Below are 6,546 nucleotides of genomic sequence, written 5' to 3' on the forward strand. Positions count from 1 at the left end.
GGGGCGTTGCGTGCCGCCCCATCTTTTTATACTTAGTTATTAACCTGATCCAACCAGCCCCATTTATCCTCGGTTTCACCGGTGAAGAGGCCAAAGAATGCTTGCTGAATGCGTTTGGTGACCGGGCCGCAGCGACCTTCGCCCACCTGAATACCATCAACGCTGCGCACCGGCGTAATCTCTGCAGCCGTGCCGGACATAAATACTTCATCGGCCAGATACAGCGACTCGCGAGACAATACCTGTTCGCGCACTTCCAGACCCAGCTCTTTCGCCAGTTTGATGATCGCGTCGCGGGTGATGCCCGGCAGCGCGGAGGAGGTGAACGGCGGGGTAAACAGCACGCCATCCTTCACTTCAAACAGGTTTTCACCGGCGCCTTCAGAGATATAGCCGTTCACGTCCAGCGCGATACCTTCCTGATAGCCATGACGACGCGCTTCGCTGCCGACCAGCAGCGAAGAGAGATAGTTACCGCCGGCTTTGGCCGCGGTCGGAATGGTGTTCGGCGCTGCGCGATTCCAGGAAGAAACCATCGCATCGATCCCCTGATCCAGAGCTTCGGCACCCAGGTAGGCGCCCCACGGGAACGCCGCGATGATCACGTCAGTGTTATAGCCCGGAGGCGGGTTGACGCCCATGCCCACGTCGCCGACAAAAACTAACGGGCGAATATAGGCGCTGGTCAGATTGTTTTTACGAATGACTTCACGGCAGGCTTCCATCAGCTCATCAACGCTTTGCGAAACCGGGAAACGATAAATTTTGGCTGAGTCATGCAGACGCTGCATATGTTCACGGTGACGGAACACAACCGGCCCCTTGTGAGAGTCGTAGCAACGGATGCCTTCAAATACGGAAGTCCCGTAGTGCAGCGCATGGGACATCACGTGAACTTTCGCCTCTCCCCACGGAACCATCTCGCCATTGAACCAAATGTAATCAGCTTTTTTCGTCGTCATTATTCTTCCTTTGCGCTCAGGCGCGAATTTGTTGTGATGTAGGTTGCTGGATCTCGACGCAGGCGACGTCCACCAGTTTGCTTAATTGACTAAACAGTAATTCGACGGGCCGCTGGCTGGCAACGGTCAGTTCGATATTAATATTCCGGGCATCGGCGGCGGTTTCCATATTCATCGCGCAAATCTGGAACCCGCGATGACGCACGACGCGCAGCACGCGTTCTAAGGTTTCTGGATTAAAGCGAGCCTGCAAGGCGACCTGATGTTGCATCATGATAATTTCTCCAGCATTTCTGCATTACTGGCACCGGGCGGCACCAACGGCCAGACGTTCTCAAGTTCGTCGATTGAGACATGAAGCAGGTAAGGCCCCTGGCTCGAAAGCATGGTGTCGAGTGCCGCTTCAACCTGGTCTTTACGGGTGATGTGTTGACCAGGAATGCCGAAGGCGCTGGCCAGAGTAAGAAAATCGGGATTATCGGTAAGGGTGGTTTCGCTATAACGTTCCTGGAAAAACAGCTGCTGCCATTGTCGAACCATTCCTAAACGCTGGTTATCCAGTAACACTATCTTCAGCGGCAACTGCTTGCGTTTTACGGTGCCCAGCTCCTGCACGTTCATCATGAAGGAGCCGTCACCGGAGATACAGATTACCGTATCATCAGGACGGGCCACCTGCGCGCCCACTGCTGCCGGCAGGCCAAAGCCCATGGTCCCTAATCCACTGGAAGTGATGAAATTCTCCGGACGCGTATAGGTCATATGCTGCGCTGACCACATCTGATGCTGGCCCACATCGGTGGTCACGACGCAATCTGCTGGTTTGCGCTCGGAAAGCTGCTTCAGCAGCAATGGAGCATAGATGGCCTCGCCCGGATGATCGTAGCGCCATGCGTGCTCGGCGCGCAGCTGAGCATTACGTTGACGCCAGGCATCGATGGACAGCGGCTGTTGCAACGCCGGCAGCATCACGTTCAAGTCGCCAGTCAGGCCAATATGCGCCTGACGGAGCTTGTTCAGTTCTGCCGGATCGATATCCATATGGATAACTTTGGCGTGCGGGGCGAACGTATTCAGCTTGCCGGTCACGCGATCGTCAAAGCGAGCGCCTACGGCAATCAACAGATCGCACTCCTGCACCGCCAGATTGGCCGCTTTAGTTCCATGCATCCCCAGCATGCCCAGATAGTATGGATAATCAGCTGCCACCACGCCCAGCCCTTTCAGGGTAGACGTTGCCGGCATCTGCGTGACGGCAAGAAATTCACGCAGCGCCGGTACCGCCTGCGCCATACCCACGCCGCCGCCAACGTAGAGCATCGGCTTCTGCGCCTGAGTCAACATCTGCAAAGCGTATTCGGTATTCGCATATGGGAAGTCAACGTCATCGGCTACCATGGAGAAATGCGGATCGAGATCGCCCTGAGCCAGCTGGATGTCTTTGGGGATATCGACCAGTACCGGGCCGGGGCGCCCTGAGTTTGCCACATGGAATGCTTCGGCAATGACGCGCGGCAGCTCTTCCAGCGACTGCACCAGAAAACTATGCTTAGTGCATGCCAGCGATAAACCGAGAACATCCACTTCCTGGAATGCATCAGTACCAATGAACGGAGCGGCAACCTGGCCGGTGATGGCAACGACGGGAACGGAGTCCAACAGCGCGTCGGCGAGGCCGGTGATCAGGTTGGTTGCGCCCGGTCCTGACGTCGCAATACATACGCCGGTTTTGCCAGTAGCCCGGGCATAGCCGATAGCCGCCATGGCTGCGCCTTGTTCATGCCGGCACAGTAAGTGTTCCACGCCGCCGTCATACAATGCATCGTAAACCGGCATAATTGCGCCACCCGGATAGCCAAAAACAGTATCGACACCCTGTGCTCGCAAAGCATGTACCACCCACCGCGCCCCATTCATAGTTACTTCCCCGTCGTAGATCGAGAGAAACAGAATTTTATGCTATCAACCATCATCTGCTCCTCTTTTCTGTTTTTAAGTTATAAAAAAACCCCCGGACCTTTCGGTGCGGGGGTCTTAGTTCGTTAAGGCTTGTTTTTTAAGCCTTTCCTCGTCCAAGTGCAGCCCCGCACGGTGGGATAATAATCACCACCACGCTAATCACGACCAGGCTAATCACTCGTAGAAGGGCTGTCATTTTCTGTTCTTTCTGGCTTCATGTTCGAAGGAATACCTAAAGAGGTACCACAGACATCGCGTTAAATACAAGATTTTTTTATGACCCTATTTCTTACCTTGCTAACCATTTACGAAAAAACAATTGTTTTTAATAGGAAAAACAGGAAATGAAAATATTTCAATTTGTGGCGAGCGCCACAGCTTTTTCTCGCATCGCTGGCTGATAACAATGTTTTGCGAGTCTGTATCCGCAACGAGTGCAAAGCGGCAATTCACGGAAAATTGGCTGGAAGCGAACGCCTGAAATTTAAAATTGCTGAATTACCCGACAAAAAATCCCCGACATAATGCCGGCTCTCAGGAGGTTTTATGTCACTCGCCATTGTTTACACCCGCGCCGCTCTTGGGATCGGCGCCCCCCTTATCACAGTTGAAGTTCATATCAGCAACGGACTCCCTGGCCTGACGATGGTAGGGTTGCCTGAAACAACGGTCAGAGAAGCGCGTGACCGGGTACGTAGTGCGATTATCAACAGCGGCTACGCCTGGCCGGCGAAAAAAATCACCATCAATCTGGCGCCAGCCGATTTACCAAAAGAAGGGGGAAGATATGATTTACCTATCGCTCTCGCGCTTCTGGTGGCCTCTGAGCAGCTAAATGCTCCCAGGCTAAATCAATACGAGTTTGTCGGCGAGCTGGCGCTTACAGGCGCTCTACGTGGCGTTCCTGGGGCTATATCCAGCGCGATGGAGGCGATAAGAGCGGGCAGAAAGATTATTGTCTCTCATGAGAATTCTCCTGAGGTGGGTTTAATTGGCGGCAGTGACTGTCTTATCGCCGCCCATCTTCAGGAGGTCTGCGCCTTTCTGGAGGGAAAAAACCCGCTAAATCATCCTATTCCGGAAGCGGAGACCTCAGATGAGTCTTCATTAGACTTGCGCGAGGTTATTGGTCAGCAGCAAGGAAAGCGAGCGCTGGAAATTATCGCTGCAGGCGGACATAACCTGCTGATGATAGGCCCACCCGGCACAGGGAAAACGATGCTTGCGAGTCGGCTGCCTGGGCTACTACCGCCGCTGAGTAACCAGGAAGCGCTGGAAAGCGCGGCAATACTTAGCCTGGTCAATTCCAGTTATGCGATGAAAAACTGGCGCCGCAGGCCATTTCGAGCTCCGCATCATAGCGCTTCCCTGGCTGCGATGGTGGGTGGCGGCTCTATTCCAACACCGGGAGAGATCTCTCTCGCTCATAATGGCGTGCTGTTCCTGGATGAGCTGCCCGAATTTGAACGCAGGGTTCTGGATGCATTAAGAGAACCGATTGAATCCGGGATAATCCATATCTCCCGCACGCGCGCGAAAATCGATTATCCCGCCCGCTTTCAGCTTATTGCAGCAATGAATCCCAGCCCCACGGGCCATTATCAGGGTCAGCATAATCGCGCATCTCCAGAACAGACGCTACGCTACCTGGCCCGTTTATCTGGCCCATTTCTTGACCGTTTCGATCTCTCACTGGAAATTCCTCTGCCGCCGCCGGGGGTGCTTAGCCGGGGAACAAACGAAGAAGAGAGCAGCGCCTGCGTACGCCAACGCGTTTTGGCTGCGCACGAAAGGCAACTGTCACGACAGAAAAAACTCAATGCAAATCTGGGGAATAATGAGATGAAAATCTGGTGCCAGCTTCATCAAGATGACGCAATCTGGCTGGAGCAGACGCTTACGCAACTGGGGCTCTCAATCCGGGCCTGGCAGCGCCTGCTTAAAGTTTCACGCACGATTGCCGATATTGAGAAGGTCGATCGTATTGAACGCCGTCATTTGCAGGAGGCTCTTGGCTATCGGGCAATAGACAGAATGTTGAGCCATCTGCAAAAAATGATGACGTAAAAAAAGGGCTTACGCCCTTTTTCTTAATCATCGCTTTCCGTGTAATCTTCCGTGCCTTCCACCTGCGGCTTGCCGCCGGAAAGAGTATGGAAACGCTTCGGACGCTTAATGCGCGCCATGTACTTGATCCAGACGCGTTCTGCTTCCGTTGCGGGCTCACGTTCACCACGGCAGACCGAAACAAACTGTTTTTCATCGTCGGTGACAGGCTCGCGTTTACCTAGTTCGAGTTCATTAAAGGCATAACCATGACGTTCCAGCAGTTGCGCCTCTTTGATGGTGAAATCTCCATGACGGGAAAACCCGCGCGGATAATTTTTATTGTCGAAAAAACGATTAGTTGTCGTAAAGCTTTCCGCCATCCTACACGCTCCTGATTCTTTGGCCGAGCTATTTATGGCGCGGAGTATTAGTTACGCTTGACAGAGCGTCAAACAAAACATTTAAATCATCACGACAAATAATTTTGCGGAGAAGAGTGTGGATACGGAATTGCTCAAGACTTTCCTCGAGGTGAGCAGAACTCGCCACTTTGGCCGAGCCGCAGAGGCGCTTTATCTGACGCAGTCAGCAGTTAGCTTTCGTATTCGTCAGCTGGAGAACCAGCTGGGGGTGAATCTTTTTACCCGCCATCGCAATAATATCCGCCTGACTTCAGCCGGAGAGAAACTGCTGCCTTATGCCGAAACCCTGATGAACACCTGGCAAGCTGCGCGCAAGGAGGTCGCAAATGCCTCCCGGCATAACGAATTTTCAATCGGAGCCAGCGCTTCACTATGGGAATGCCTGCTTAACGAGTGGTTAGGAAAGCTCTATACAGAGCCCTATAACCTACAATTTGAGGCGCGAATCGCGCAGAGGCAATCGTTGGTCAAACAGCTGCACGAACGTCAGCTTGATCTACTGATCACGACAGAATCGCCGAAGATGGATGAACTAAGCAGCCAGTTGCTGGGTAATTTTACCTTAGCGCTTTATTGCGCCTCGCCGGCTAAAAATACAAATGAATTGAATTATTTGCGCCTGGAATGGGGTCCTGACTTTCAACAAAATGAAGCGGGATTGATCGGAAATGATGATATTCCTCTCCTGACTACCAGTTCTGCCGAATTAGCGTATCAGCAGCTCAGCGCGCTTAACGGCTGCACGTGGTTACCTGTGCTCTGGGCGCAGGAAAAAAATAACCTGCATACTGTCACTGACAGCGTGACGCTTTCAAGGCCTCTATATGCGATTTGGCTACAGAACAGCGATAAGCAAGCGCAAATCCGTGAGATCCTGAAGCACAGCATATTAGAATAGGATGACTCCTCCAGGGACGGAGGATGAATAAAGGGAAATTTAAAGCAAAAAAAATCCTTTGCCTGAGCAAAGGATTATTATATGGCAGGGGCGGAGAGACTCGAACTCGCGACACCCGGTTTTGGAGACCGGTGCTCTACCAACTGAGCTACGCCCCTAAAGTTTCTTATCATTAAGCCTGCTTAATCAGCAGGCTTAATTTTTTTAATAAGTGGCGGAACGGACGGGACTCGAACCCGCGACCCCCTGCGTGACA

General features: G+C 52.8%; 7 protein-coding genes and 1 tRNA gene. 2 read left to right on the forward strand and 6 right to left on the reverse strand.

The window, feature by feature from the left end:
* Positions 1 to 32 precede the first annotated feature (32 nt).
* The 4 genes from ilvE to ilvL all read right to left on the reverse strand — a co-directional run bounded on the left by ilvE (position 33) and on the right by ilvL (position 3,117).
* Positions 33 to 962, reverse strand: a complete 930-nt coding sequence (gene ilvE / locus IAE27_RS23850; RefSeq protein ID WP_004107600.1) for a branched-chain-amino-acid transaminase — start codon at positions 960 to 962, stop codon at positions 33 to 35.
* A gap of 16 nt (positions 963 to 978) precedes the next feature.
* Positions 979 to 1,236, reverse strand: coding sequence for an acetolactate synthase 2 small subunit (gene ilvM / locus IAE27_RS23855; protein WP_004107599.1), 258 nt, complete (start codon positions 1,234 to 1,236; stop codon positions 979 to 981).
* On the reverse strand, positions 1,233 to 2,879 hold the full coding sequence (ilvG, locus tag IAE27_RS23860) for an acetolactate synthase 2 catalytic subunit (protein ID WP_108704346.1): 1,647 nt from the start codon (positions 2,877 to 2,879) through the stop codon (positions 1,233 to 1,235). Before ilvG ends, ilvM begins: the two co-directional genes overlap by 4 nt.
* A 139-nt stretch (positions 2,880 to 3,018) precedes the next feature.
* Positions 3,019 to 3,117, reverse strand: coding sequence for an ilv operon leader peptide (gene ilvL, locus IAE27_RS23865; protein ID WP_001311244.1), 99 nt, complete (start codon positions 3,115 to 3,117; stop codon positions 3,019 to 3,021).
* Between the two features lie 350 nt (positions 3,118 to 3,467).
* Here ilvL and IAE27_RS23870 point away from each other — a divergent pair, with 350 nt between their 5' ends.
* Entirely contained in the window at positions 3,468 to 4,988 is a 1,521-nt protein-coding gene (locus tag IAE27_RS23870) for a YifB family Mg chelatase-like AAA ATPase (RefSeq protein WP_070555222.1), read from the forward strand.
* Positions 4,989 to 5,011: 23 nt separating this feature from the next.
* Here IAE27_RS23870 and IAE27_RS23875 read toward each other — a convergent pair whose 3' ends face one another.
* Complete coding sequence (locus IAE27_RS23875) at positions 5,012 to 5,350, reverse strand: DUF413 domain-containing protein (protein WP_004097464.1); 339 nt, start codon at positions 5,348 to 5,350, stop codon at positions 5,012 to 5,014.
* Positions 5,351 to 5,468: 118 nt separating this feature from the next.
* On the opposite strand from IAE27_RS23875, the gene hdfR reads away from it, so the two are divergent.
* Positions 5,469 to 6,290 carry an HTH-type transcriptional regulator HdfR gene (hdfR, locus tag IAE27_RS23880; RefSeq protein WP_004116933.1) on the forward strand — a complete coding sequence of 274 codons (822 nt, stop codon included), beginning with the start codon at positions 5,469 to 5,471 and terminating at the stop codon, positions 6,288 to 6,290.
* A gap of 82 nt (positions 6,291 to 6,372) precedes the next feature.
* Here the strand turns inward: hdfR and IAE27_RS23885 are convergent.
* A tRNA-Trp gene (locus tag IAE27_RS23885) sits at positions 6,373 to 6,448 on the reverse strand.
* Positions 6,449 to 6,546: the final 98 nt, after the last annotated feature.

The organism is Klebsiella sp. S69, from assembly GCF_016516145.1.
GTDB lineage: Bacteria > Pseudomonadota > Gammaproteobacteria > Enterobacterales > Enterobacteriaceae > Klebsiella > Klebsiella oxytoca.